General features: G+C 65.7%; 24 protein-coding genes. 18 read left to right on the top strand and 6 right to left on the bottom strand.

Annotation, left to right across the window (positions count from 1 at the left end):
- Positions 1-23: 23 nt before the first annotated feature.
- The 6 genes from U1737_RS04880 to U1737_RS04855 all read right to left on the bottom strand — a co-directional run bounded on the left by U1737_RS04880 (position 24) and on the right by U1737_RS04855 (position 3,295).
- Positions 24-224 (bottom strand): hypothetical protein, encoded by a 201-nt coding sequence (locus U1737_RS04880; RefSeq protein ID WP_332795828.1) that lies wholly within the window; start codon positions 222-224, stop codon positions 24-26.
- Positions 217-615 carry a hypothetical protein gene (locus U1737_RS04875; protein ID WP_332795827.1) on the bottom strand — a complete coding sequence of 133 codons (399 nt, stop codon included), beginning with the start codon at positions 613-615 and terminating at the stop codon, positions 217-219. Before U1737_RS04875 ends, U1737_RS04880 begins: the two co-directional genes overlap by 8 nt.
- On the bottom strand, positions 615-2,099 hold the full coding sequence (locus U1737_RS04870) for a ParB/RepB/Spo0J family partition protein (RefSeq protein ID WP_332795826.1): 1,485 nt from the start codon (positions 2,097-2,099) through the stop codon (positions 615-617). The genes U1737_RS04875 and U1737_RS04870 overlap by 1 nt, the downstream gene beginning before the upstream one ends.
- Entirely contained in the window at positions 2,096-2,476 is a 381-nt protein-coding gene (locus U1737_RS04865; protein WP_332795825.1) for a hypothetical protein, read from the bottom strand. Before U1737_RS04865 ends, U1737_RS04870 begins: the two co-directional genes overlap by 4 nt.
- Positions 2,473-2,904: a hypothetical protein gene (locus U1737_RS04860; protein WP_332795824.1), complete on the bottom strand. Its 432-nt coding sequence runs from the start codon at positions 2,902-2,904 to the stop codon at positions 2,473-2,475. The genes U1737_RS04865 and U1737_RS04860 overlap by 4 nt, the downstream gene beginning before the upstream one ends.
- A gap of 115 nt (positions 2,905-3,019) precedes the next feature.
- Positions 3,020-3,295: a hypothetical protein gene (locus U1737_RS04855; protein ID WP_332795823.1), complete on the bottom strand. Its 276-nt coding sequence runs from the start codon at positions 3,293-3,295 to the stop codon at positions 3,020-3,022.
- 108 nt (positions 3,296-3,403) lie between these two features.
- Here U1737_RS04855 and U1737_RS04850 point away from each other — a divergent pair, with 108 nt between their 5' ends.
- From U1737_RS04850 to U1737_RS04765, 18 genes are all read left to right on the top strand, one after another.
- A complete protein-coding gene (locus tag U1737_RS04850) occupies positions 3,404-3,850 on the top strand; it encodes a hypothetical protein (protein ID WP_332795822.1) in 447 nt (148 codons plus the stop codon).
- Between the two features lie 107 nt (positions 3,851-3,957).
- Complete coding sequence (locus tag U1737_RS04845; protein ID WP_332795821.1) at positions 3,958-6,045, top strand: phage terminase large subunit family protein; 2,088 nt, start codon at positions 3,958-3,960, stop codon at positions 6,043-6,045.
- A 157-nt stretch (positions 6,046-6,202) separates the two neighbouring features.
- Positions 6,203-6,409, top strand: coding sequence for a phage head-tail joining protein (locus U1737_RS04840; RefSeq protein ID WP_332795820.1), 207 nt, complete (start codon positions 6,203-6,205; stop codon positions 6,407-6,409).
- Positions 6,409-7,932, top strand: coding sequence for a phage portal protein (locus tag U1737_RS04835; protein WP_332795819.1), 1,524 nt, complete (start codon positions 6,409-6,411; stop codon positions 7,930-7,932). Before U1737_RS04840 ends, U1737_RS04835 begins: the two co-directional genes overlap by 1 nt.
- A gap of 71 nt (positions 7,933-8,003) precedes the next feature.
- Positions 8,004-10,010 carry a ClpP-like prohead protease/major capsid protein fusion protein gene (locus U1737_RS04830; RefSeq protein WP_332795818.1) on the top strand — a complete coding sequence of 669 codons (2,007 nt, stop codon included), beginning with the start codon at positions 8,004-8,006 and terminating at the stop codon, positions 10,008-10,010.
- Between the two features lie 84 nt (positions 10,011-10,094).
- Positions 10,095-10,421 (top strand): DUF2190 family protein, encoded by a 327-nt coding sequence (locus U1737_RS04825; RefSeq protein WP_332795817.1) that lies wholly within the window; start codon positions 10,095-10,097, stop codon positions 10,419-10,421.
- 53 nt (positions 10,422-10,474) lie between these two features.
- Positions 10,475-10,792 carry a hypothetical protein gene (locus U1737_RS04820; RefSeq protein WP_332795816.1) on the top strand — a complete coding sequence of 106 codons (318 nt, stop codon included), beginning with the start codon at positions 10,475-10,477 and terminating at the stop codon, positions 10,790-10,792.
- Positions 10,792-11,118 carry a head-tail joining protein gene (locus tag U1737_RS04815; RefSeq protein ID WP_332795815.1) on the top strand — a complete coding sequence of 109 codons (327 nt, stop codon included), beginning with the start codon at positions 10,792-10,794 and terminating at the stop codon, positions 11,116-11,118. The genes U1737_RS04820 and U1737_RS04815 overlap by 1 nt, the downstream gene beginning before the upstream one ends.
- Positions 11,115-11,537 carry a hypothetical protein gene (locus U1737_RS04810; protein WP_332795814.1) on the top strand — a complete coding sequence of 141 codons (423 nt, stop codon included), beginning with the start codon at positions 11,115-11,117 and terminating at the stop codon, positions 11,535-11,537. The genes U1737_RS04815 and U1737_RS04810 overlap by 4 nt, the downstream gene beginning before the upstream one ends.
- A 12-nt stretch (positions 11,538-11,549) precedes the next feature.
- Positions 11,550-12,782: a hypothetical protein gene (locus U1737_RS04805; RefSeq protein ID WP_332795813.1), complete on the top strand. Its 1,233-nt coding sequence runs from the start codon at positions 11,550-11,552 to the stop codon at positions 12,780-12,782.
- A 10-nt stretch (positions 12,783-12,792) separates the two neighbouring features.
- On the top strand, positions 12,793-13,551 hold the full coding sequence (locus tag U1737_RS04800) for a hypothetical protein (RefSeq protein ID WP_332795812.1): 759 nt from the start codon (positions 12,793-12,795) through the stop codon (positions 13,549-13,551).
- A 93-nt stretch (positions 13,552-13,644) separates the two neighbouring features.
- A complete protein-coding gene (locus U1737_RS04795; protein ID WP_332795811.1) occupies positions 13,645-14,334 on the top strand; it encodes a DUF6441 family protein in 690 nt (229 codons plus the stop codon).
- A gap of 1 nt (position 14,335) precedes the next feature.
- Complete coding sequence (locus U1737_RS04790; protein WP_332795810.1) at positions 14,336-17,968, top strand: hypothetical protein; 3,633 nt, start codon at positions 14,336-14,338, stop codon at positions 17,966-17,968.
- The gene (locus tag U1737_RS04785; protein WP_332795809.1) at positions 17,968-18,330 is read left to right on the top strand and encodes a hypothetical protein; all 363 of its coding nucleotides are present in this window, start codon (positions 17,968-17,970) and stop codon (positions 18,328-18,330) included. The genes U1737_RS04790 and U1737_RS04785 overlap by 1 nt, the downstream gene beginning before the upstream one ends.
- Before the next feature lie 3 nt (positions 18,331-18,333).
- Positions 18,334-19,161, top strand: a complete 828-nt coding sequence (locus U1737_RS04780; RefSeq protein ID WP_332795808.1) for a hypothetical protein — start codon at positions 18,334-18,336, stop codon at positions 19,159-19,161.
- Positions 19,161-21,521, top strand: coding sequence for a gp53-like domain-containing protein (locus tag U1737_RS04775; RefSeq protein WP_332795807.1), 2,361 nt, complete (start codon positions 19,161-19,163; stop codon positions 21,519-21,521). Before U1737_RS04780 ends, U1737_RS04775 begins: the two co-directional genes overlap by 1 nt.
- Before the next feature lie 2 nt (positions 21,522-21,523).
- Positions 21,524-22,072 (top strand): hypothetical protein, encoded by a 549-nt coding sequence (locus tag U1737_RS04770; RefSeq protein WP_332795806.1) that lies wholly within the window; start codon positions 21,524-21,526, stop codon positions 22,070-22,072.
- Positions 22,069-24,579 (top strand): glycoside hydrolase family 5 protein, encoded by a 2,511-nt coding sequence (locus U1737_RS04765; RefSeq protein WP_332795805.1) that lies wholly within the window; start codon positions 22,069-22,071, stop codon positions 24,577-24,579. The genes U1737_RS04770 and U1737_RS04765 overlap by 4 nt, the downstream gene beginning before the upstream one ends.
- Position 24,580 lies beyond the last annotated feature (1 nt).

The raw sequence follows: 24,580 nt of genomic DNA, 5'->3' as shown, positions 1-24,580 counted from the left end.
GCGTTCGGGGGCGGCGGTCGACATCACTCGACACCGTCGATCTGGGGGACGGTGACCGAGTAGAGGTTGCCGGTGCGGCAGTGTCGGATCACCTGAGTACCGGCTGCGACATCGATGCTCTCGATCGCGTAACTGTCATCGCGCGCTAGGGCCCCGCCGATGTAGCCGAGGAGCAGGACGGCATTGCCGGTGATCCCCATGTCGGCCGCGCGGGCGTCAGTCATTGGACGACCCTCCGATCAGGTAGACGGCCGGCTGGCCTTGTCGGTATTCCAACCGCAAATCATCGCTGACCCGCTCGTGTACCGTCTTTCCGTCGGACAAAACGATGTTGGCGAGGAAGGCCTGTTCGAAGGTCTCGACGCCGCTGGCGACGCTCTCCAGCTTGGCTTTCACGACAAGTAAGAGCGCCCGGGCTCGCTGACGTTGGGCGGACGGCGTGTTCTCCCAGGCAACGCAGAAACGGATCTGCCGATCGTCTAAGCCGAAGACGATGGTAAGGCGCTCGCCTTCCTCCATCTGCCCGACCTGGACCGCGCCGGCCTTCTTCACGAGCGCGATGATGTCGCGGATCGTCTTGTCGTACGGCACGGTGGTGCGCTCGGCGTATGCCATCACGAGCTCCCCCGCTGCGCGATCATGCGATCGACGTGCGTCACAGCAGCCTTTCGATGCGCAGCCACCTGATCCCCAGGGACGAAGATCTGCGCGCTGAGCATGAAGCCCTCGACGCCGGCGATCGTCGCCGGGAACTGGCGATCACTATTCGCCTCCGGCCAGAAGACGCGTCCTTCGAACGGTGTGCCGGCGAACGGACCGACAGCGAGGCGGCGTGCCCAGCGGATGATCTCGCGCTCGCGGTGTGCTGCTGCATCACGCTCTCGATCGACGGCAACGTCCGCCAGCGCCGGCCGATCGATGGCAGTCTTCTGCGCGACCGGCACGAACGCGTATCGAGGATCCGCGATCAGCTGGCCATCGGCGTTGATGCCGACGACGACGTGCACGTTGAACCCGTTGTTACGGATCGTGCGCCAAAGCTTCACGTGATCGGCGCGCTGGATCAGGGCAAACCCGGCCGGAGGGCGCAAATTTTCGGTGGTGCCAAACGAGTGCAGGCGAAGCGTCGGGACCTTCACGTAGCCGACGATCGTCGCGGCCCAGGACTCGTCCTGCTTCAGCTCCTCAATCAGGCGTGCGGTCTGGAAATCGACTATCGTGTTTGCGGCGGTCTCGAGAACGAACGGGTTCGCAAGCACGAGATCCTTACCGGGCTCGTTGAACAGGTCGTCTTCGTACGTACCGCCGTCGCGGGCGTAGATGTCCGCACCGACGAAACGGAACAGCGGATCGGCGGTGTCCAGGCCCTTAATCCGGAGCGAATGCTTGATGCTGGCCGGATCGTGGGCGGTGCGGCCGCGCTTCGCTTGGACTTCGAAGACCTCGACCTGCAAATCGAGATCCTGGCTGGTGGCGTATGCCATGGCAGCGTCGAGCGTGATCTCGCGCTCGCCGAGCGCCTTGAGAATCTCCGGAGCAAGCTTAGCCAGGCGCAGCCGCTGATTCACCACGCGCTCGGAAAACCCGAACCGCTTCGCCAGATCTGCCGGCGAACTCGTGCCGGACTCCATCAACTTGGCGAACGCGAGAAACTCGTCGACGGGCGACATGGTACGCTGCTGAAGGTTTTCCGCGAGTGACAGCTCGACCGCCTCGTCGATGCCGCGGATAAGCACCGGCACCATGAAGCTGTCATCGATCAGGCCACGCTGCTTGACGATCCGCAGGGACTTCAGTCGCCGGCCACCGCCGACGATCTCAACGTGCCCGCCGTCTTCGTAGCCGATCAACGACTGCAGCAGGCCGTGCGCCTGGATGTCGTCGGCAAGCTGCTCGCATCCCTCCTCGATGCGCGTATGGCGCACGTTCTCGGCTGCGCGCATCAGCTGGCCGAGGGGAAACAGCTTCGGTGCCGACGGAACGAGAAGCATTGCGGGCTCCGTTGCGATCACCGGTGCGGCCGGCTTCTTGCCAAGCTTCAGGATCTCGCGGCGCGCGCGGGGCGCAGCAGGCTTTTCAGCGGTCAATGCTTTCGTCATGATGCGAGGATCTCCGGCTTTGCGGCCGTGAGCGCATGTTTCGACGAGCGGCCTTGAGGTGCGCTCACACCGGCGGCTGGAACCGTCGGTGCGTCGTTACCGGGGAGGGGGGCGCAACCCGGCGCGTCCCCTGAACTGGCGGACGCTATCGCGTCCTCGATGTCGGTCTGGCGATCGTCCGGGGCCGATCGGCCGTACTTGGTTCGCGCGTCGATATCGCACCAGGTCTCGTGACCCGTGCGATCGTGATGCTGCACCGCTAAAGCCTGCGCATTTGCGGTCTTCCAGCGCACGGTCCCGCCCCAACAGACGCAGCAGCCGGCACGATAATCGCGCTCGGTGGTGCTGATCCGGTTGTGCACGAGCGGCAGTTTCACAGCTGCGATACCCCAAGGAGCTTGCGGAGGTTCGCGTTCAGCTCACGGTAAAGCGCGCCGTTCCAGAAAAGGTTGTTCCACTCGATCGGTTTTACGATCCGTGGAGAATGCTGATACTCGACGATAAACGGACGCGGAGCTGCATCCCGCGTGAAATGGAAACCTGCCATCACGTCGCCAAGCGTCGTGCCCTGGTCCGGCTTCCCAAATCGATCGAGCGCGAAGATCGCCTCGGACGCGCCGCGTCCCCACTGTTCGATCATGACCTGGTAGGCCTGCTCCGGTGGAACGGCGAGCGCGACGACGGTCATACCCCCGGCTTGATCGATAATCAGGCCATGCGGGATCTCGAAGCCCTTCTCATCGACCGTCGATGAGATCCAGCCGTGGTAGATCTCGGTCAGCGACTTCGTGCGATCGACGGTCATGGTTGCTTCGGCCGGCCGCGGAAATCGCGAAGCGAAAGCATCACTGCCAGAGCCACGCCGATAGCGGCGATGGCGATCGAGAAAGCGACCGACAAGGTAGCGGTGATCAGCACGGTTACAGTCCCACCATCGACGCGAGGCCGGGACCACCGGTGATGAAATCGAACAGCCAGGTTGCGACGACGCCAGCAGGAAGGCTGATCGCGATCACGATGCCCGTGCGAGCTGCCTCGGCCGCGAGGGCTTCTTCCTCGACTTCCAACTTCCGACGCTCTTCCTCGGCCCGGGCGTGATCCAGCAACAGGGGACCAGGAACGTGATCGGCAGGGTCGAAGCCGATCCACACGCCGCGCGCGGGCTCGGTGTGACGCACAGTGCCGTTGGTGCTCATCGTTGAGTGTCCTTCCGCAGATGGTGACGCAGGGCGGTGCACACGATCGCGACAGCGAGGCCGACGAAGACGACGCCGGCTGCGGGATGGCCCGCTACTGCGGCGCCGATGCCCAAGCTTGCCGTCACGATCGCGGCGGTGACGAAGGCGATGGGGCTACCCGGCATCGACGTGGCCCTTGTCGCGCAGGACATTGGCCCTGATGATTGCGAGGCGGTCGGCGGGTTCATGCGTGAAGCACGCGCTGCAAAGATCAGGGGCGACCCAGGAACATGGTCCGGCGAGACCCACGCAAGGGTCTGTCTCGCTACAAGCGCAGACAGTGCACAGACGCGGCGATTCACTTTCCTCGACAGAAAGCGCGACGAGAACCTCCAAGTTGAACTGAACAACCTGGTGGAGCACCACGATGGTCCTGAACGCTGCTGGCATTTGGTCTGTCTCGATCAGCTCGAGCCATCCGCGGCGAAGGTGAGGTGCCCATCGCGGTTCGGTGGTGATCCGCTCGGCGACGTCGTCGATCGACAGTCCGGCCGCTTCACGCCGCTTCCGTAGGTACTGGCCCGGTGTGAGGGTCCTCGCACTACCGAGCAAGTGCGCGCCGGCGATCTCCGCGATGAAGTCGCCGGTCGCCATTCAGGAGAAGCTGACGGAGCTTGTGCATGAAGCGCTTGCCGAGCTCGCGAGCACTGTCGTCGGGAGCGAGCACGTCAGCGCTGACGGTGTCGCACATGGTGGCGACAGCGCTGACGACGCCGCACATGGTGGCGAGTCAGGAGATCGCGGAGACGGCGAAGACGTGGTGGCCGGTGTTCGCACCACCGCCGCGGCTGACGGTGAGTCAGTGGGCGGACGATCCGAAGATCGGCCGCCAGCTAAGCCCCGAAGCAAGCGCCGAGCCCGGCCAGTGGGACACGAGCCGGGCTGAGTTCCAGCGCGGCATCATGGACGCGGTCAGCGACCCGCTGATCGAGGAAGTCGTGGTGATGAAGTCTGCTCAGGTCGGGTGGACCGAGATCATCAACAACATCGCGGCTTACTTCATCGTGCACGACCCGTGCCCGATCATGGTGATGCAGCCGACCCTTGAGATGGCGGAAGGCTGGTCGACCGATCGCCTGGCGCCGATGGTGCGCGATACGCCGTCGCTGCGGGCGAAGATCTCCGACGCCAAGTCGCGCGACAGCGGCAACAAGCTGCTGCAGAAGCGCTTCGCCGGTGGCCAGCTGGTGATCGTCGGCGCGAACAGCCCGGCCTCGCTCGCGTCGCGCCCGATGCGCGTCATCCTCGCGGACGAGGTCGACCGCTATCCGGCCAGCGCCGGCGTCGAGGGCGACCCGCTGACGCTGGCGTACAAGCGGACGAATAATTTCTGGAACCGGCGCAAGCTGGCAGGATCCACGCCGACGATCGCCGGCTCGAGCCGCATCGAGGCCAAGTTCGAGGAGTCCGACAAGCGCTTCTTCTTCGTGCCGTGCGGGCAGTGCGACGAGTTTCAGGTGCTCAAGTGGGAGCAGGTTCGCTGGGACAAGACGCCGTCGGGAGCGCACCGCGCCGACACCGCGTACTACGTCTGCGAGCACAACGGCTGCCGATGGGACGACGCCGATCGCTGGGCAGCGGTGCTCAAGGGCGAATGGCGGGCGACCGAGCCGTTCAATGGAATCGCCGGCTTCCATATCTGGGAGGCCTATTCATCCTGGGTGAAGCTGTCGGCGACGGTTGCGGCCTTCCTGCTAGCGAAGAAGACGCCCGAGACATACAAGGTTTGGACGAACACCGCGCTCGGCCTGACATGGGTCGAGAAGGGCGAAGCGCCCGACTGGCAGCGTCTTTACGAACGGCGATCGCAAGATCTCCGGCTAGGCGAAGCTCCCGAATGGGTTGCCCGCATCACCGTCGGGACCGACGTACAGCGCAACCGCATCGAAGCCAGCATCTGGGGCTGGGGCGAGGGGATGCGCAGCGTCCTGATCGACCACCGGGTATTCATGGGCGACCCGGCCGCGGAAGAGGTCTGGGACGAACTGACGGCTTTCCTTCGCGAAGAATGGGAAACGCCAAGCGGTCGCCGGCTCCGCATGACGAAGCTGGCGATCGACACCGGCGACGGTCACTCGACCACTCAGGTCTATAACTGGGCCCGCAAGCATCCGCGCGAAGTCATGGCGATCAAGGGCGTCGGCAAGTTCGACGCTTCGCAGCCGGTAATCGGCCCAACCTGGGTCGACGTCACCGTTCGCGGCCGAAAGGTTCAGCGTGGCGTCCAACTTTATACGATCGCCGTCTCGGTCTTTAAGTCGGAAACATACGGCTGGCTCCGTCTCGATCAGCCGCTGGACGGTCAGCCGTTTCCCAACGGTTACATTTTCCTGCCGATGGGCGTCGACGAGGAATGGTTACAGCAGCTCGTCGCCGAGCAGCTTGTCACCGTGAAGAACAAGAGGACGGGCTTCTCCCGCCAGGTCTGGGAAAAGACCCGGCCACGCAACGAAGCGATCGACTGCCGGGTGTACGCCCGCGCCGCTGCCTATGCGCTGGGCCTAGATCGCTGGTCGTCTGTCAAATGGGCCCGGGCGATCGGTGCCACGGTACCTGAACGTGCTCCGGCACCGACGCCTTCAGGTACCTCGACACCGCGATCGGCACGACCGGCCCCACCGGTAAAGCCACCGACGAAGCCGAAGCCACCGAAGATCAACCCGCTGACCGGCAAACCCCGTGGCAGTCATTTGAAAGGGCGGCGCTGATGCGGAAGCTTACTTCGCCCGTTTTCTCGCAGCCAATGGGCTTGGTCATAGCGGGTGCCATCGCGGACCTCGCAGTCCGCCCTCAGCAACCCTTGCCACAACGGCCAGCCGGCTTCTGCCCAGTCTGCGGCCTTGTGCATTTGGAAAGGCGGCGCTGATGGCCTTCGCGCAAACCGACCTTGAAGCGATCCAGGCGGCGATCGGCAGTGGCGTCCTGCGCGTCCGCTACGCCGACGGCCGCGAGGTGACGTACCAGTCTCTCGATGATCTGCTGAAGGCGGAGAAGCGCATTCTCGGCGCGCTCGCCGTCGTGCCCGGCCGTCGCAACCGCCGGAGCTATCCCGGCTATCGGAACGGCTGCTGATGTCGAGTTTCTTCTCCCGCGCATTGGCGTCCGTTGCGCCGAGCTATGCCACCGCGCGTGCCCAGGCACGCCTCCGCTTCGAACAGGTCGAGACGCAGCGCGCATCACTGCGGGGCATCCGCGCGCAGTATGACGGCGCTACGCACTCGCGCCGATCGCAGGGGTGGCGCCGCACCGGCAGGGACGCAAACTCGGAACTCGCCGGCGCCGCGCATATTCTCGCGCAGACCGCGCGCGACATGGTGCGCAACAACCCGTACGCCGAGCGCGCCGTCTCGGCGATCTCGAGCGACCTGGTCGGCACCGGCATCACCTTCGAGGTTCAGCGTGACGGTCAGCCCGACGCGGAACTGACTGCCCTAGCGAAAGCGCACTTCGAGACCACCGCCTGCGATGCCGACGGCCGGAGCAACCTCTACGGCCTGCAGCTGCTGGCTGCACGGACCGTCGTCGAAAGCGGGGCAACGCTGGCCCGGTACCGCCCGCGGTTCGCCCGCGACGGGTATGTCGTCCCGTTCCAGATCCAGCTGCTCGAGCCGGATCACCTCGACGCCAACCGCAACGGCGTATTCACCGGCGGCGCGTACATTTCGGGCATCCAGCTCGACATGCTCGGCAACCGGCAGAGCTACTGGCTGTATCCGGAGCATCCCGGCGCAATGAATGCCCGGTCGCTGCAGCCGACGCCGGTACCAGCCTCGGATGTGCTGCACATCTTCCGGCAGGATCGACCAGGCCAGATGCACGGCGCAAGCTGGTTCGCGCCCGTCATCCTCGCGATGCGCGAGTTCGCGGATTATCAGGATGCGCAGCTGCTGCGGCAGAAGATCGCCGCCAGTTACGCGATATTCCGGACGGGCATGGAAGGCGAAGACGGCGACGTCGATCCCGACGTCGATTACGCCGACTTCATCGAACCGGGCATGATCGAGACGTTGCCGTTTGGCGCCGACGTGAAGTTCGCAGACCCGCCGGGCGTCGACGGCTATGTCGACTTTGCCAAGATCTCGATCCGTACCTTCGCGACGGGCATGAACCTGCCGTACGACATCTTCGGCGATCTCGAGGCGGTCAACTTCTCCAGCGGCCGCATCGGTCGCATCGCGTACAACCGCCAGCTCGACAGCTGGACGTGGAACATGCTCATTCCGCAGTTCTGCGAGCCGGCCAGTCTCTGGTTCCTTCGCGCCGCAGCGCTGACGGGCAAAGACGTCACCGGTTGCAAGTTCGTCTGGACCCCGCCGCGCCGCGAGATGCTCGATCTGGCGACCGAGGGCCCGGCGATCCGCGACATGGTGCGCTCCGGCCTCATGGATCCGGAGACGGCCATTCGCGAGCGAGGCGAGAACCCCGACACCGTGATCGCGGCTTGGGCGCGCTGGGCCAAGAAGGTCGACGACGCGGGCCTCATCTTCGACTGCGATCCGCGCCACGTCACACAGGTCGGCAATGCGACTCAGACGGGTGCAACCGGAAGTGACGCGGGACCGATCGTGCCGGCCGCCAAGAAGAAAACGCGATGAGGGTTCAAGAGTACCGCGTTGCCGGCGCGCTGCAGCGCCCACTCGCCCGCAAGCGTCGCTGAGGAGCACATATGGAAATTCTGATTTATGGCGTCGTCGGCGATAGCTGCGACGGCCTCGAAGCGTCGTGGCTTGTCGAGCGCATCAGCCACGCCCCCGACGACATCAGCGTCCGGATCAACAGCCTGGGCGGTCTCGTATTCGACGGCTTTGCGATCTTCAATGCGCTGAAGCAGTCGCCGCGCCGCGTCACCGTCCACATCGACGGCGTCGCCGGCTCGATCGCCAGCATCATCGCGATGGCCGGCGACGAGATCATCATGGCCGAGAATGCGGTGATGATGATCCACAAGCCGTCCGACGGAACGTACGGCGTCGCGACCGAGCTGCGATCGACCGCCGATCGCCTCGACATGCTGCAGGCGCAGCTGGTCAACATCTACGCCCAGCGCACCGGCATGTCGGCCGACGAGCTTAACCCGCTCCTCGATGCCGAGACCTGGCTGACCGCGGCCGAAGCGCTCGACCTCAAGTTCATCGACAGCATCGCCGGCGCATCCACCGCGACGAACATGCTCGATCCCTCGAAGTTCGGGTTCCGCAAGGTCCCCGCGCACCCGCTCATCACCAACCAGGTGAGCCCACCGGCGCCAGCCGCCATCCCTCCGGAGAACCCCATGCCCGATCCGATCGCGCCGGCGCCGAACCCGACGCCCGCTACTCTGCCCGCTCCCGTGCTGAACCCGACGCCGCCTGCGCCGCCCGCACCGGTTAACATCGCCGACCAGGTCAATGCCGGCATCGCTGCCGAGCGCGCCCGCGCCTCGACCATCCGCAACGAAGTGAGCCGCGCCCGCCTCGAGCCATCGTTCGGTGACACGCTCGTCGACGAAGGCGTCACCATCGATACCGCGCGTCAGCGCATTATCGATCACATCGCGACCGCGGCGCCCACGATCACGAACTATTCGCCGGCGACCATCCCGCTCGCGCAGTTCCAGGCACGCGCCGATGCCATGAGTTCGGCGATCGCGCACCGCGCCAACCCGCGCAACCAGCTGATCGAGGGCGCCGATGCGTTCGCCGGTCGCCGCCTGGTCGTGCTCGCGCGCGACTTCCTCGAGTCCACCGGGGTCAGCACGCGCAACATGGGCGACGTCCAGGTCGCGCAGGCGGTCTTCCGCTATCAGCAACCGCAGAACGCTGGCCAGCACACCACCGCCGATTTTCCGGCGCTGATGGGCAACACGGTCGGCCGCACCCTGCGCAAAGCCTATGAACTGGCACCGCAGACGTTCAAGCCGTTCGTCCGCCCGGCCACCGTGCCCGACTTCCGGCCCGTCAGCCGCGTCGCACTGTCCGACATCTCGAAGATGCAGGCCGTCGCCGAAGGTGCCGAGTACCAGTACGCGACCGTCGGTGACTCGTCCGAGCAGTACGTCGTCGGCAAGTGGGGCCAGATTATCTCCATCACCTGGGAGACGATCATCAACGACGATCTGAACGCGTTCGATCGTATCCCGATGGCGATGGGCCAGGAAGCCGCCCAGGTCGAAAGCGACGTCGTTTGGGCGATCATGCTCAGCAACCCGATCATGAACGACGGCAAGACGCTGTTCCATGCCGATCACGGCAACCTCGGTGCCGCTGCCGACATGACCATCGACTCGCTTCAGGCCGGCCGCACGCGCATGCGTACGCAGAAGACCGCGAACGGCCGCTTCCTCAACAACGCGCCGAGCTTCCTGATCGCAGGGCCGCTGAAGGAGCAGAAGGCGAACCAGTTCACGTCGTCGAATTACGTTGCGACGAAGAACGGCGACATCAACCCGGAATATAACCGGACGCTGACGCCGATCATCGAAGGCCGAATCGTCGACAACAGCTGGTTCCTGTCGGCCGACCCGAACGCGCAGTCGATCGACACGATCGAGGCAGCGCACCTGGCCGGGCATGAAGGTCTGCAGACCGAGCAGCGCCAGGGCTTCGTCACCGACGGTGTCGAGATCAAGGGCCGTCTCGTGTTCGGCGCCAAGGCCATCGACTGGCGCGGCATGGACAAGAACCCGGGCGCGTAAGCGCGCCCGCTAACCCGACCATCATCATCGAAGCGCGCATCGGGCGGCCGTGAGGTCGCCTGGGCCCGTTTCCGGAGACCTCACATGAAGAACTTCCTCGGTCATTCGAATGACCAGATGCTCACCGCGCCAGTTGCCGTCGCGTCCGGTGGTGGTGCCCTGATCGGCGCCATCTTCGGCGTCGCCAAGGTCAACATCGCCCAGGGCCAGCGCGGCCCGTTCTGCCTCACCGGCAAGTTCGAGTTCCCCAAGGACGCAAACGCGATCGCCGAAGGTGCGCGCGTCTACTGGGACAACACGAACAAGGTCGTGACCGCCACGGCAGCCGGCAACACGCTGATCGGTGTCGCCACCCTCGCAGCGCTGGCGGCCACCACGACCGTCCACGTCCGCCTGAACGCTTCGTTCTAATCCACCCCTATGCCGCCACGGCTGGGCCGGGCTGGTTATCGAGGACTACCTGCATGAAGAAAGTCATTCTGCTGCTCAGCGCGGCCTATCTGAACGGCAACGCCTTCGTCGACGCCGGCGCAACCGTGTCGATCGGCACGGACAAGCACGAGATCACCGAAGAGCGCGCCGTCGACATCGAGAAAGGCCTGCGCGGCAAGATCTCGGAAGTAGAAGGCGCGGAAGATGCCGATGGTGAAGACGACAGCGATGGCTTCGGCGCGTTCACCGTCAAGGAGCTCAAGAAATACGCCACCGACGAGAACATCGATCTCGGTACGGCGACGACCAAGGCCGACATCCTGACTGCCATTCGCGCGCCCCGCGTCTGATGGCCGATCCGTTCAGGGCGGCAGCGCCCGTGTTCTTCAAGGCGTTCGCCGACCCTGAACGGATCCTCTACACGCAAGACGGCGTCGTGCTCGAGCCGATCCGCACGATCTGGACTGACGATGCCGCAGCCGGCTTCCCCGGCGCCGGCAGCACACTGCGCAAGCTGACCTATGAGGTCCAGCAGAGCGATCTGCCGAAGCGGCCGTCGAAGACGCGCGACAGCTTCACCCATCACGGCCGGCGGTGGGAGATCTCCGACGTCACTCGCCGCGACGATATTGGCGCTTGGTGGTTGATCGTCGCCGACGCGGGAGCCGCAGCATGACGGTGCGCGATACCATTCTCGCCGCCATCGAGGCGGCGATCGTCGATCTGGCTGTCGAGGTCGAGGTCGAGCCCGCCGGCGACCCCAGCGAGTTTCCCGCGCTCGGCATCACCGATGCCGGGCATTCCGTGCTCGAGCATGAGGTCAGCCTCACGCGCCGTTCCATGACGGTGACGATCGACGGCTTCGTCGACGGCGCCGGCGGCAAGGCACCGACGGCCGCGCGCAATGCTCTGCTGGCATCGGTAGTCGCCGCAATCATGGCCGACGAGACGCTCGATGGCACCGTCGAGCTGGTCGAAGACGGCGACCTCCGCCTTTTCACCGCCACGCTCGCGAGCGTGCGCCGCCTCGGCTTCGCCCAGGACTTCGAAATCCAGTTTTCCACTTCGCGGGCCGACCCCGCTCTACCCGCCTGAAGGAGGCCCCACATGGACCAGACCATTCGCCCGGCGAACGTCGCCGTGCTGTTCAAGCTCGAGGGCGTCGAAGGCGTCGACGCCAATCCCGATGCCACGGCCGACGCGCTGCCCGTTGAGGCCGACAGCGTCACCTATGGCACGCCCTGGACGATGGAAGACGCGAACGAGGCGACCGGTTCGCTCGTCGCCGGCGCGCCGCTCATCATCGGCCAGGTCACGCCGATCAGCTTCAAGTCGCGCATCAAGGGCGCGGGCCCGGGTGTGGTCTACTCGGCAACCGTGAAGCCCCCGCTTCATCAGCCTCTGCAGGCGTGCGGCTGGCGCGGTCAGTTCACCGCGGCGATCGCGGCCGCGGCCGCCACTGCCGGCACGGCCACCAGCCTGACCCTGCCAGCAGGTTTCCCGGCCGTGTCGCGCGCCGTGCTTGGCATGATCCTGTTGCTGACCGGTGGTGCCGGTGCCGGCGCGCAGCCTGCAGTGGTTGAATATACCGCCGGCCGCGTAGCGACGCTCGCAGAGACGTTCGCGCCGGCGCTCGATGCAACGACGCTGGTCTCGATGCCGGCGAACTGGAGTTATGCGCAGACGTCGCCAAGCGACACCGCTTCCCGTCTGACCGACCAGCCCTCGGGCACGTGCTACATTTTCGAAGACGGTCGACTGATGAAGTTCGTCGGCTGCCGCGGCACGTTCACGCCCGACGGCAAGAGCGCGCGCCCGGGTTACGGCACCTTCAACATGACCGGCATCTACGCCGGCCGGGTGGACGCACCGATCCCGGCGAACCTCGTCATCGCCGGCCATTCGGCACCGATGCTCGTGCAGGGCGCAGGGGTCTCGCCAGCAGCCAGTCTCAACCGCAAGGCGACGACGATCTCGACCTGGTCGGTCGATCCCGGCAGCCAGATCGAGAACATCGACGATCCGAACACGCCGTATGGTTTCGGCTCGGGGCAGATCGTCGACCGCAAGAAGATGTTGAAGATCGACCCGCTGGCGACGCTCGTCGCCAATCGCGACACGATCACAGACATCGGTAACGGCGTCCAGATGCCAGCGGTCCTGCGTCATGGCAGCCAGACGGGCAACCGCTGGGCGTTGGTGATGCCGGTCGCGCAGCCGGTCACGCTCGAGAACGGCATGCGCGGCAAGCTACGCTCGGACGACGTCACCCTGCAGGTCCGCTCGATCGGTAAGGACGGCTACGTCCGCGACACCGACGGCTACCTCGTCTTCTACTGAGGGCAGCTACATGATCCTGACCAGCAAGGGGGCTACCGCCCCCTATACGCCGCCCTGGATGTGCGACGACGCGGGCAACCCCAAGCCCGGCGCGCCTGTCCTTCACCTCCGCGCCGGCGACGTGATCGAGCGCGGCCAGATGGAAGCCGAGCTATCCGGTCCGCACCGTTCCGGGCAGGTCTGGGGTTTCGAACTCCGCCAGGCCATCCGGGGCGGCGTGATCGCGCTCCTCGCCGACGATCCGGATCTCGATCGACTGCTCGGTTTGATCGAGGCTGAGGGCGAAGGTGAGGCCGACGCGCTCAGCGCTGACGATCGCGCGTTGCTCGCCGGCGTCCGCAAGATCCTGGCGGAATGCTGGCCGGACTACCGCGACCTGGTCGCGCAGCTCGAGCGCCGGCGCGCGATCGCGCCGATCGTCGCGCTCAAGCGCTACTGCGTCGGCATGGAGATCGAGGGCGTCACCTTTGAGCTCGGCCGTGACGGGCAGGTCAGTGACGCGACCATGTCGCAGATCGAGCCGTTCCTGATCAGCGTCGCGGGCAACCGGGCGTATGAGTTGCAGCAGCCGCGAGGGCTGGAGGGAAACTCGCCGCGGCCGTCGCCGTCAGACGACAACCCGAAGCCTTCCGGTTCGGCCGGACGGTCGAAGGTGGCTGGGAAATCGCGGGCACGCGTTGGGCGGAAAACCCGCGTCTCGCGCTCCCCGCGTGGATCTGGGCCGTCGTCGACCTCTGGTTCCACTGCCGACGCTTCGCCTCTCCCCTGATGCCGCAGGTGCTGCCTTGCCCGGGAAGTCCGGGTGAGCAGCCAGCGGCCCTGATGGATGCGTTTGCGATCATCGACGGTCTGGAGAAGCCCAGTGGCGAATGACGGTGCAGACCTGACGCTCGATGCCAATGCGCTCGCCCGCGATGGCGATCGGCTTGTTCGTCGTCATCTGGCAGCCGGCACCTCCGCAGTTGCGTCGACCACCCGCCGCCTCGAGCAGAGACTTGAGGCGGCAACGCAGTCGGCCGTACCCGGGCGCCTATGGCGTGCCTGGCAGTCGTCGACCTTCCCGAAAAGTGGGCCGGCGCGCAATCCGTCCGGCACGATCTGGATCAAGGGTGGCGCGCGCACCCGTGCGGCCATCGCGTTCTGGACCACCCCCGGGACGATCCGGGGACGCGAAGGCCAGTATCTTGCCATTCCGCTGCCGGCAGCCGGTAGCAAGCCCGGTACCGGCCGGGGTCGTGACGCTCGACCGACGCCGGTCGAATGGGAAGCCATTCACAACCAGGAGCTGACGTTCGTCGCACGACCTGGTCGTGCCGCGTTGCTCGTCGCCAAAGATGCGGTTCTGTCCGGACGCAAGCAGATCGCCAAACCCAATACCGGTCGCCGGATCGCTGCCGGCCGCGGTTCGGCGACCATCCCGATCTTCGTGCTGCTGCCGGTCGTGCAGTTCCGCAACGCTTTCTCGATCGGGCCGATGATCACCGCCAGCGAGGGCGAGATCGCTCGCGAATTCTTCGCCGCCATCCGCGGCACAGCAGCAGGGAGGGGATAGCATGGCAGGGTCATCGCAATTCGACATCGTCGCTCGCCTGCAGCTGCGCGCGGAACAGTTCAGCAGCGAGGCGGGCGCGCGTTTCACGCAAATGAGCACCATGTCCAAGGCAGCTGCCAAGGACATCCGCGACAGCTTCGGGCAAAGCTTTGCCGAAGTGCAGAAGCTTGCCGAGCAGTCGCTGAAGCTGCCGCGCACGACGTCGGGCTCGCTGGATCTGTCCGGTGAGATCACGTCGCTGCGAGCGGCCGCAGCTGCATCCGATCAGAAGGCGGCCGTCGCGCGCGAATTGAGCGCGGCGATGCTTGCGGCCTCGTCCAGCTCGCGGACCGTAACCGAGTCCATGCGCCTCGAGGCGGATGCGGCTATGGTCGCCGCGCGCGCCGAGGAGGCCGACGCCGGCGCAATCCGGCAGCGTATCCTCGCGCTCGAGGCGGTGCAGGTTCAGCTCAACAAGACCGCTAGCGCGACGTTGAATCATACCCGTGCCGCAAACGACAACATCGTGTCGGCAGGCCAGCAGCGTCAGTCGTCGATCATGCTGGGGCAGCAGCTCCAGGACTTTTCGGTTCAGGTCGTGTCCGGACAGAGCGTGGCGACCGCGTTCGCGCAGCAGATCGGACAGGCATCGTTCGCCCTCCAGGGCATGGGCGGGAAGCTCGCCGGCGTCGCCGCCTTCCTGACGACGCCATGGGGCATCGCCGCGACGATCGGCCTGACGTTGTTCGCACCTCTGGTCGCCAAGATCCTCGAAGGAAATGACGCGCTCGACGACGCCGTCGACAAGATGAAGAAGGACGCCGAGCAGACCAAGGTCACTGCCAAAGCGCACGACATCTTCGCGAAGTCGATCGAGGGCCAGATCGACGCTCAGCGCAAGCTGAACGAGGAGCTAACCAAGGGTCTGCAGACGCAACAGCAGATCGAGCAGGGCAAGCTTGGCGAGGCGCGCAAATCGCTCGACGATCAGACGAAGTCACGCCCCGCCGCGGTAAAGGAGCTGCAGGCGGCTCAGCAGCGACTTGCCGAGATCAAACGCCAGATCAACAATCCCGTGCTCGGGTCGGATGGCTCCGAAGGGATGGGGCTTAACCTGGCGGCCGTCCAGGCGGAGAAGCGCGTCGCCAAGGCGAAGGAAGCGCTCAAGGCGCTCAACGCGTCGATCGCGACCGCGCAAAGCTCGATCCGCATGGCCGAGATCCCGCTCGCCGAGCGTGAGGTGGCGGACAGCCTGGATGCCGGCAAGGCAGCGACCGATCGTTATACCGAGGCACTCGGCCGACTCCGCAAGGAGCGCGCTGCAGGCAAGATCACGGCGGAGCAGTTCAGGGCATCGCTGAAAGCCGAAACGATGGCCCGCGACAGAGACTTGGAGGCGGAGCGGAAGCGAAAGTCTGACGCGAACCGCAAGCCGACCCGCGATCCGGAGCTGGCCACGCCGGCGGTGATATCGAAGCTGCTGCGCGACACGATCGGCGCGCGTATCACCAGCACGACCGGCGGGAAGCACGTCTCGAACTCGGATCACTACCGCAGCGCCGCGATCGACTTCGTGCCGAAGGGCGGCATGGCGTCGATGACGAAGGCCGACATTCGCGAGATATTCGAGAAGGCCGGCGTCGCAATCCGGCGCAACGCTGGCGGCGTCGAGCAGCTGTTCGGCCCCGGCGACAAAGGACATTCCGACCACTTCCATGTCGCATGGGAGAAGGGGAAGCTCGCCGTCGACAACTACCGGGCTTCGTTGAAAGACACGGCGAAGGCAGAACGCGAGGCGGCAGCCGAGCAGAAGCAGCTCGAAACGGCGCTCGACCAGATCCTCGGCAAGTTCGATCCCGCGGCTGACGCGGCGCGCAAATACCGCGAAGAGCTGGAAGAGATCGACAAGCTGGCAAAGGCCGGCAAGATCACGCCCGACCAGCAGGTCGCTTATGTCCGCAACGCCAAGAGCGATTACTCGGCTGCGCAGACCGCGAATGCAGCCAATAACTTCCGCATCATCATGGGGCCCGAGGAAGTCGACGGCGCGATCGATGCCTGGCAGGCCGGGATCGCCGCAGCCGGTGAGCAGATGCGGGATGACGCCGAGGCTGCCGGCATCGTGTTCACCGACCAGGTGCGCGACGGCCTGGCCGGCGCGGCCGATCTCCTCGGGATCCGCATCAACGGACCAGCGCGCGCTCTGCTATCGCCGGGCGGGATCGAGAAGCCGGCGGGCGATGCTGCGAAGTCGCTGATCGACGGCCTGCGCAACTCGCCGTTGAAGATCAACACCGAGTCGCTTGATCGCCTCGAGAAGGGCATCGGTAGCGCGTTGACCGGCGCATCGTACGGTCAGCTCGGCGGATCCGCATTTGCCTCCATCACCGGCGGCAAGCAGAACCAGCTCGGGAGCGCCGTCGGCGGTGCACTCGGCAAGGTCGCTGGCGATGCGCTCGGCAAGACGGTTGCCACGGCCGTCGGTGGCACGCTCGGCAAGACGCTAGGCAGCGCGGCCGGGCCACTGGGCGCGATCGCCGGCGGCATCGTCGGCAGCGTCATCGGCGGCCTGTTCAAGAAGACCACGCAGGCATCGTCGACGTTGACGTTCGGCAGCGACGGCCTGGCGGGCGGAACCGCAAAGGGCAACGGCACGGCGGAGAAGGCGGCCGCGTCGGCGTCCGCGAACAGCGTCGTCGGATCGCTGAACCGGATCGCAGAATCGCTTGGCGGCACCGTGACAGGCGCCGGCTCGGTTTCGATCGGCTATCGGCCCGGGCATAAGGATGGCGCGTACCGTGTCGATACGACCGGGCAGGGCAAGCTCACCGGCGTCCTCGCGTTCGCGACCGAGGAAGAAGCGGTGCGCGCGGCGATCGCCGACGCTCTGTCCGATGGCGTCATTGGTGGGATCTCCGCTGCGTCGAAGCGGATCCTCGCGGCCGGTGGCGATCTCGAAAAGGCGCTGTCGAAGGCCCTGATGATCGAGGCGGTGCCCAAGGATCTGAAGGCTATGCTCGACCCCGTCGGGGCGGCGATCGACGAGCTGAACGCCAAGTTCCAGAAGACGGTCGACGCCTTGAAGGAGGGCGGCGCCAGTGCCGAGCAGATGGCGCAGGCGCAGCAGCTCTACGGCCTGCAGCTCGCTCAGGTGAAGAACAGCACGGCGAGCGCCAGCGCTACGTTGAAAGAGTTCGTTGCCAGCCTCAAGATCGGCTCGAGTTCGCCATACTCGCTTCGCGACCAGGAACAGGCGGCGAAGGCCGCGCTGCAGCCGTTCCTCGCACAGATCTCGGCCGGGCAGTCGATTGACCAGGGCAAGTATCAGTCGGCCGCGCAGGCGTTTCTCGATATCGAACGCCAGCTCTACGGTTCGACCCAGGCATATTTCGACCAGCTCGATGCCGTCCAGGCGGCGACGAACAAGGCGATCAGCACGATCGACAACGCCACGCCGATCGGCGGATCGGTCGATAGCCCGTTCGTTAAGGCGACCGCTGAAAGTGCGGCTGCCACAGCTGCCGCGGTGAAAACCGCCAACGAGATGGCGCAGGATACCAATGCGCTGCTCGCGCGCCTCGTCGCAGCTGCGGAGACGAACGGCGGGTATATCAACGCCAGCGACTTCATCGGCACGCAGCGGGCGTTCGCCTGATGCCCGCACTCCCCGCCGATATCGCCGCAGCATCGCGCGAGGTCGCAATCTCGACCTGGTCGGATCCGGCGATCGCCGCGCGCTACCCTGCCGCGCGTGACGGCTCCGTCACGCCGGCGACCGGGTATTGCGACAGCGCAGCCGACGCGGACGCGATCATTAACGCACGTGGCGTGCTCATTGGCGTCGAGCGTCGGCGGTTCGCTGTCGCCGTGCAGGATCTCGTCTGGCCTGACCCGGCGACCGGGATCCCGACCGTGCAGCTCGTCGATAACGAGCAGCGTGCAGATGGCGCCTTCCTGGTGGCGCGTGTCGAACTCGACCTCGATGCCGAAACCAGCTCCTTCGAACTGTTCGGGTGACCAATGGCCAATGCATGGATCTTGCCGCCTCTGGCGATGCCCAGCATCACCGTGTCGTCGATCGCGATCGGCGCCGGTGAGTACATGGCGAACGACTATGCCGGCGTCGTGTGGCGCTCGGCCGCGGGCGACATCGCCACCGTCATCGTCGACCTCGGCGCCGATCGGCCGCTCGATACGCTGATGCTGTTCGGTGTCGATGGCACGGCGATCGACGCGGCGACGTTAGAGGTCCGCCTGGCGACGGCCGCGCAAGGTGCGAACTTCTCCGGGCAGAGCGTCACCACCGGTGCGGGGGCAGGCAACTTCTGGATGGCGCCGGTGCAGGCGTTGCTTTCCGGCGAGCGGCTGACCAACGGCGCCGGCGTCGCGATCGCGAACTGGGGCGCACCGGCGCCGGCCGCGGCGCGCTATCTGCTGCTGCGTATCGCCGGCATGACAGCTGGCGGTAGCGTCCAGATCTCGCGCATCGTCGCCGGGAAGCGCATCCAGCTCGCCCGAAACTTCGGATACGGCGCGGCCTTCGGCATCCGTGACCTCGGCAGCCTGGACTTCACGCGCCGCGGTGTCCTGCAGCGATCGCGCGGCAAGAAGCTGCGCACGGTCGGCCTGACCTTTTCGAACATCTACAAGGATGAGGTCGAGGCGATCACGCAGCCGCTGCTCGAGCGCATAGGCAACACCGAGATGGTCGCGCTGCTGACCGATCCCGGCGCCAGCGACCATCGCCAGAGCCGCAGCTATTTCGGCCCGCTTGTCGGCGAGCTTAGCCACGCCTGGCGCAAGGCGACGGTCTTCGAGGCCAAGGCCAACATGGTCAGCATCTTTTGATGCTCGGCGTCGTCGTTCAGATCGATGGGTTCGATCCAGTACTCGGACAGCCGGTAACGCTGCGGACCGCGAGCCATGACGATCCAGCTGTATGTCACGTCGACGGCGGCGAGCCGTGGTGGCCAGCGCTGATCAAGCTGCCGACCCTTCGGTACGATCTGTTCGACGGTGCATTCAACGCAGAGATCACGGCGCCTTCGTCGTCGCTGACGATCGCGGCCGAGCCATGGCCGAACCTTGGTCGGTACGCGCTGGCCGACGCTCGCCTTCAGCTATGGACCGGCGATGTCAGTGCGCCGTGGGGTTCTTGGACCCTGCGGTTCGACGGCCGGGTGTCCGAGCAGCCCGAGCTGGCCGATGGTATCGCCACGATCAACTTCGCCGTCGACGATCGCTGGCTCGATACCGCGTTGCTGACGACCTATGCCGGCACCAGCGGTCCGGAAGGAACCGAAGCGCTCAAAGGCCAGCCTAAGCCGCTGGCGCTTGGCGCGCCGCGATACGTGGCCGGCACGCTGATCGACAACATCAACAACGTCTTTCAGCTATCCGCCTACGGCCCGCTGCATGGTTTCGAGGCCGGGCTCGAGCGCCTGGCGCGCTTCGGCAATACTGTCGGCGACTTCGCCAGTTACGCCGCCTTGGTCGCGGCTAACGTGCCGGCCGGGCGCTGGGCGACGGCAAAGGCCGTAGGCATGGCGCGCCTCGGTGCGCCCCCAACAGGTCAGATCAGCTTCCTGGTCGGTGGCGACGAAGGCGGTCCAAACGGCTGGGCCCGCCGACCTGGCCAGATCATTCGTCGCCTGGCGCTGCTTTCGAAGGGCGCTGGCCGGATCAACGATGCGTCGCTGAACGCCCTCGATGCGGCCCGACCCTATAACCTGTCGGTCAATGTCGAGCAGCAGACCACGGCGCGCCAGCTGATTCAGCAGATCGCCGCCAGCGTGAACGCTGTCGCCGGTATGTCCTGGACCGGGCAGCTGTTCGTCGTGCCGGTCGGCATCGGCGCGCCGGGCATGACATTGGCGGCCGATGGGTCGGCGCTGCCGCCCGTCGCGTCCGTAAAGCAGATCGGCATTGCCTCACCGTTCCAGAAGCTGGCGATCGGCGCGGCGCGCGCCTGGACCGTTCACGCCCTGTCAGAGATCGCCTTCACGGCCACGCTCGTCGATCTTGGGACCTACGTCGAGGGTACGACATACCGCGAGGGCAACATCGTCTCGCTCGCTGATGGCTCGCGGTGGCTCTACATCAACGTGACTGCGGGGGCAGGGCATGCGCCGCCTGCAGGCACCACAGGGGACGGCTACTGGTCGAACCTCAGCGCGCCGATCGCCGGGTCGACCACCTACGCCGACGGAACCCCGCTCGAGGATCTGAAGCCAGCGCAGCCTGGCGCCGACAAAACGAGCGACCACGTCGCGAAAGACACTCAGTACGTTGACGGCAAACTGGCTGCGGAGGTCACTCGGCTTCAAGATCTCAATGGCCTGAACATCCTCGGCACGCTGGCCAAGGTCGTGAACCTACAGGCGGCGCTCGACGCTATCGCGACATTGGAAGGGCAGCCGTTCGGTACCTTCGTGCTCGACCTTCGTCAGCAGCTGTCCAATGCGGTGCAAAGCGTAGCGGCGGACCTGTCGTTGATCTTCGCGAAGAACGCGGCGGGCACCGGCGGGATCATCAACGCCGACACCGTGATGGTCGGAGCTGACACGCTCGAGGCGCGATCGCTGCGCTCGATCGTGGTCAATCTGGCGGGCGTCACCGCTGACGTCACGAACATGGTCGAGATCTTGTACGATCCTACCGGCACAACGTTGCGCTCGGTCAACATACTCGATCTTGATGGCAATATTACCGGCACGCTGAACACCATCACCGGCGAGATCAGCAGCTACACCATCTTCGCTGATATCTTTAAACTAGCCCGTCCGAACGGCGGCCAGCCTATTCAGGTATTCGGCTACGGGCTCGACGGTATCCCAGAAATGGACACGGTTCGGGTCAAGACCGTCCTCTACGAAGCGCTCGTGCCGCTGTTCGGCTCCAGTTACAGCTCGCTCAACCCGGCAAACGGTTGGGAGATCATGCCCTCGGGCAAGATTAGGCAGTGGGGACGGGTACGCGGCAACATCGGTTCTGAAGGCCAGTTCTCGGTCATATGGCCTCGCCCGTTTCAGACGGTTTGCACCGCTCGAGGCGCAACAGCGTATCTCGCAAGTTTCAGCAACCTTCGCGATCTGTGGATGCAGAACGTCGGCGACCCGACAGTGACGAGCGGCGTCTTTGCCACCCAGGCTGCGCGCTCCGATGCGCAGGCGATCGACGGCTTCGACTGGTGGGCGGAAGGATACTAATCATGAACTTCGATGATGTGGCAGCGCAGATGCTCGAGTTCACCGCCCGCCTCGATGCCCGCGACGCGGCATGGGCCGCCTACGTCAACGGCACTGCCGACGGTGGCCCCAACGGTGATGGACGTTACCCATTGCCGATCGGCGCCGATTCGGCAGCACTAGTTACGGCACCCCAGCGGCTCGCGATTGATGCGGCGCGGCTCAACTTCGAACGGATCGCGCTGACCAGCGGCACGACGATCGTGCTGGGGCCCGAACACAATGGCAAGGTGCTGCTCGTCGCGGGGACTGCTGCGGGGTCCAACATCTCGGTACAGGTGCCCGGTTCTGTCGAGCCCGGCTGGGGCGTCGTGCTGATCCAGGAAGGTACCGGCGGCCCGCGCGTCACCGTGACGATAGGCAACAACAGCAGCGGCGAGGCGGGCTTCCTGCGCTCGCGCGGCAGCGTGTTCCGGCTTGCCGATCAGTATGCGCAGGCGGCGGTGACGTGCGTCGCGCGTTCGTCCGCGTTCCGCTCGACCATGGTGCTGGCCGGAGACATCGTCCAGTGACCCTGTACCCGGCGCTCCTCGGCAGCTTCCAGCCGCATAAGGTCTACCTGCCCCGCTGGATCTACCGGCGCGAGACGCCGATCCTGACCAGCGAGGGCGACCTCGTCGCGCTGCTGCTGTTCCTGAACAACTACGTCGTTGGCTCGCAGATCATGCACTGGATGACCGGCGGCGGATCGCTCGCCGGCGCGGGCAACTGGGAGCGTAGCTGGCACGACGTGTTTGACGAAGAGCTGGAGCGCTACGGTTGCACCTACCAGAGGCTATCCAGCTCAACCATACCGGCAGCGTCCGGCACGCTCTCTGGGCTGATCATCATCGGTGCGGGCTACAAGGGCGAGACTTTCCGGTTCGTCAACCGGTCGCGGCGTAATCGGCGCACCAACGCGACGAACGCGGACGGCACGCCCGGCTACCGCGAGATGCAGTTCCTGCTGACCAACCAGGGCGCGGCTGGCACGCCTGAGCGTGATCGGAATGGCACTGGCCAGATCGTAGGCGGCAACCTGGTGCGGGTGCTGGACACGTCACGGACGCCGACGGGTACGCCTGCGCTTCGTCTCCGGCTGCTCGACTCAGCGGGCAATCCGTCGCCGACCACGTTGTTCGAAGGCGACAGCTTCACTGTCCGCATCGAGACAGCCAACATCATTCCAGGCACCAAGCTAAAGATGTACCCGGCGGAGGATGGCCGCAAAGCGATCCGGCCTGCGTTCCGCAACGAGCTGCGCCGCGCGGGCGAGGCGGCGGGGTGCACCGTGTTCCTGCCACGCTACGATCCCAAGAACCCCGTCGGCTATTACGACGGCGGCGAGATCACCTTCACCGACGCCTATGACGATGCGCGGCCGATCGAATTGCAGTTCTCGATCGAGACCAACGCGATCGAGGAAACCACCCGCGACCTGCACTTCATCTCGATCTTGACGGCCGAAGGTGATGCGGCCGAGTTCGACGCGATCCGTTCGCGCGGCGACTGGGCAACCGGCACCGGCTACCGGCGCGGCGACTGGGTCACCTATCTCGTCGATGGCGGTCGCTACATCTACACCGACGAGACCACGACCAGCGGGCATACGCCGAACGATACCGTCTATTGGCGTCCATATGTCGTGACGCAGACGACCAGTCTGAACCTGACGCTCCAAATCAAGGACGTGCCGCCCCGGTTCTGGGAGATCAGCGCCAAGGTCGTCTCGGACACGATCGTTTATGCGGTGCAGGCTCCAATCAACGCGGTCGGCGACAGTGTGGCGCTGGGCTCAACGGGAGCGCCCGCGGGCTTCGACGCGGCGATGGCGGCGGCATGCACCAACGAATCGGCGGCCGTACTTTCCGGCGGACGGCTGATCGCCCAGGCGGGCGGGACGGTGACCTTCTCGGTCCCGCTGTCGGGCAGCGGTCGCCACGCGCTGCGTCTGTCTGCCCGCCAGGGCGCGTCGCCGATCGTCATCGCCGATGCGTGTGCTTTCCTGACGCCGCCAGCGCTGCCGGCCGACCCTGGCTATGTCGTCGGCGTGAACATCGCCGGGGGCGAGTTCGGCGACGTCTACGACAGCGCCGGCAACCACCGCGCCTACGGGTCGGCCTATGTTTATCCGTCGCAGCCCGAACTGGCGGATCCCGGCAAGCGTCACCAGGAGATGGACTTCTTCTGGTCGCAGGGCGTTCGGATCATCCGCGTCCCGGTCAAATGGGAACGGCTGCAGCCAGAGCTGTTCGGGCCGCTCTACGGTGACGGCAGCACGGGAAGCTGGTCGGGGCGCCAGGACATGCGCCGTCTCGACGAGGCGATCGGCTATGAGGAGAGCCTTGGTGGGATCGTGCTGCTCGATCTGCACAACTACATGACCTACCGCTTCCCGGACGGCACGACAGAGAAGGTCGGGTACGACAGTGCGCGCGTCACCACGGAGGCATTGGCGGACTTCTGGGTCCGCATTGCTGAGCGCTACGCCGGGCGAGCCGTGTGGTTCGGGATCATGAACGAGCCGAGCGGTGATCGGCAGACGCCGATCCGCGTTGCTTCCACCATGCAGGCGGTGGTCAACGCGGTGCGCGCGCGGACCGGCGCCACCAACAAGATCCTCGTCGCCGGCGCGCGCTACTCGTCGGCCAAGGACTGGGTTGCGCTCGGCCAAGCGGCAGCATTCGCCGGCTTTCACGATCCGGCCGACAACTTCGCATACGAGCCGCACTGCTATTTCGACAACGATGCCAGCGGCACGACCGCGGTCTGCACACCCGGCTCGCGCAGCCGCCTGGACGCGGTCATGGACTGGGCTGACAGCGTCGGTGCCAAAATATTCGTCGGCGAGCTCGGCGCGCCCGAAGGGTGTGGCGAAATCATCGCGGCGTATCAGGCGATGTCCAACCGCCGCTCCGCCGTGTTGGGTTGGACGACGTGGGCAGCCGGCCGCTTCTGGAAGACCGACTACATGTTCCGCCTCGGCGACGGCACGCCAAGCCTTGCCATGCTCGCGCCCTTTCTCGCGCCGACCACCTGAT

Source organism: Sphingomonas fucosidasi (genome assembly GCF_036663855.1).
Lineage (GTDB): Bacteria > Pseudomonadota > Alphaproteobacteria > Sphingomonadales > Sphingomonadaceae > Sphingomonas > Sphingomonas faeni_B.
Note: the sequence above shows the minus strand (reverse complement) of the source record. Positions and strands in the feature narration are given on the sequence as shown.